Source organism: Microbacterium sp. Bi128 (assembly GCF_918698205.1).
The window spans coordinates 1-2648 of record NZ_CAKKMM010000691.1 but is presented as its reverse complement, the minus strand read 5'-3'; the positions used below and the strand labels follow the sequence as shown (position 1 = coordinate 2648).

2 protein-coding genes are annotated in these 2648 nt (G+C 64.8%); both read right to left on the bottom strand.

What is annotated here, in order from left to right; all coding sequences use genetic code 11:
- Positions 1-137: 137 nt before the first annotated feature.
- Complete coding sequence (locus tag LQV45_RS24945; protein WP_018772303.1) at positions 138-1931, bottom strand: nickel-dependent hydrogenase large subunit; 1794 nt, start codon at positions 1929-1931, stop codon at positions 138-140.
- 25 nt (positions 1932-1956) lie between these two features.
- Positions 1957-2648: hydrogenase expression protein HypE (locus LQV45_RS24940; protein WP_230009307.1), on the bottom strand; the 692-nt coding region annotated here is incomplete at its 5' end.

Below are 2648 nucleotides of genomic sequence, written 5' to 3'. Positions count from 1 at the left end.
CCGTACAGTTCCGTCACCTGCCGGACCAGTTCTTCCGCCCGGTCCCGGGCCACCGGACCGCCGGAGCCCAGCGCGTCCAGGAGCGAACTGATCCGTTCACCTGCCGAGCCCAACAGATTCTCCCGGTCCATGGCGGGCTACTCACCGGTGAGCGACTGCGTGGGGGAGTGCAGCAAGTCCAGCGTCTGCCCGTCGCCGAGATACATGTGGACGCCGCACGGCAGGCAGGGGTCGAAGCTGCGGACGGTGCGCATGATGTCGATGCCCTTGAAATGGTCGCGGTCGTTCTCCTCGAAGATGGGCTGGCCCTGCACCGCGTCCTCATACGGGCCCGGTGTTCCCTCGGAGTCGCGCGGGCTGGCGTTCCACGGCGTCGGCGGATAGGGATGGTAGTTGGCGATCTTGCCGTCGCGGATCACCATGTGGTGTGAGAGCACGCCGCGGACGGCTTCGGTGAAGCCGCAGCTGATGGCTTCCTCCGGCACCTCGAAGGACTCCCACGTCTTGGTGCGGCCGGCCCGGATCTCCTCGAGCGCCTTTTCGGCGAAGTGCAGGGCGGCGGCCGCCGCGTAGGCCTGGAAATAGGTCCGGGCGCGGTTCCGCTCCAGCGTGTTGCTCCACTGCGGGATCTTCCATTCCAGGGTCACCGGGCCCTTCAGCGCAGTCTTGGGCAGCTCGATCTGGACGCTGCTGCCCGTTGACTTGAGGTAGCCGGTGTCGACGAAGCCGGCAAGAGCGGTCGACCAGAGCCGGGCCAGCGGGCCGCCGCCGGTATCCAGCGCCAGGTTGCTTTCGCCGTCATTCCACCGCGGTGACATCACCCAGCTGTACTTGTCCTCGAGGTCGCGCTTCTGCGGCCGCGGGTTGGTGTGCTGGTTCCAGGGGTGCCGGCGGTCCACCGGGTTGCCCAGCGGGTCGCGGGTGACGAACATTTCCTGGTCGCCCCAGTCCTCGTAGTAGGACGAGCCCAGCATGATCCGGATCCCCAGGTTGATGCGCACCAGATCCGTGGTCACGAGTTTGCCGTCCACCACGACGCCGGGGGTGACGAACATCTTCCGGCCCCACTCCGTCATGTCCTTGTAGGCGAAATTGCAGAACTCCGGGTCCTGGAAGGACCCCCAGCAGCCCAGCAGGGTGCGCCGCAGCCCCACCTGCTCGTACCCGGGCAGGGCAGCATAGAAGAAGTCGAAGAGGTCATCGTGCATCGGCACGACCTTCTTCATGAACTCCACGTACCGCATGAGCCGGGTGATGTAGTCCGTCATCAGCTGGATCGTCGCCACGGTGCCCACGCCGCCGGGGTAAAGCGTGGAGGGATGGACATGCCGGCCCTCCATCAGGCAGAACATTTCCCGGGTCATCCGGCTCACTTGCAGCGCCTCGCGGTAGAACTCCCCGGTAAACGGGTTCAGCGAGCGCATGATGTCCGCGATGGTGCGGTAGCCGTGCTCAGCGGCGTGCGGGGCCGGCGTGTTCTCGGCTTTGGCCAGCACCGACGGGTTGGTTTCGGAGACCATCTTCTCGCAGTAGTCCACGCCGACCAGGTTCTCCTGGAAGATGTTGTGGTCAAACATGTACTCGGCAGCCTCGCCCAGGTTGACGATCCATTCGCCGAGGTGGGGCGGCTTCACGCCGTAGGCCATGTTCTGCGCGTAACAGGAACAGGTGGCGTGGTTGTCGCCACAGATTCCGCAGATCCGGCTCGTGATGAAGTGTGCGTCCCGGGGGTCCTTGCCGCGCATGAAGATGGAATAGCCGCGGAAAATCGAGGACGTGCTGTGGCATTCCACCACTTGGTTGTTCTTGAAATCGACCTTGGTGTAGATGCCGAGGCTGCCGACGATCCTTGTGATCGGGTCCCAGGCCATCTCTACCAGGTTCTCGCCCGCGGTACCGTCCGCTGAGGGCATCGGAATCGTCGAAGTCATTGCATTGCCTCTCTGCCTAGCGTCCCTACCAGGTCCGCTTGGCGCCGGTCAGCAGATCATTACCGGGTTTGCGCCAGCGGGGTTCCTGGTCCAGCGTGTGCTTCGTGATGTTCCGCAGTGTCCTGATGGTCTTGCCGTACGGCATGATCGAGGCGGTCGACAGCTTGCCGCCGGGAGGTTCGTCCATGAACGGCATGAATTTGTCCGGGAAGCCCGGCATTGTGCAGCCGATGCAGATGCCGCCCACGTTGGGGCAGCCGCCGATTCCGTTCATCCAGCCGCGTTTGGGCACGTTGCACTTGACCACCGGCCCCCAGCAGCCGAGCTTGACAATGCACTTCGGGGACCCGTATTCGGTGGCGAAGTCGCCCTGTTCGTAGTATCCCGCGCGGTCGCATCCCTCGTGCACCGTCTGGCCAAACAGCCAGGTCGGCCGGAGCGCCTCATCCAGGGGAATCATGGGGGCCTGTCCGGTGGCCTGATACAGCAGGTACGTCATGGTTTCGGAAAGGTTGTCCGGCTGGATGGGGCAGCCCGGGCCGCACACGATCGGGATCCCGGCTTTGGAGCGCCAGTCATACCCGAGATAGTCGGGCACCCCCATGGCGCCGGTGGGGTTTCCGGCCATGGCATGGATGCCTCCGTAGGTCGCACAGGTCCCCGCGGCGATGATCGCCGTCGCCTTGGGCGCCAGACGGTCCAGCCACTCGCTGGTGG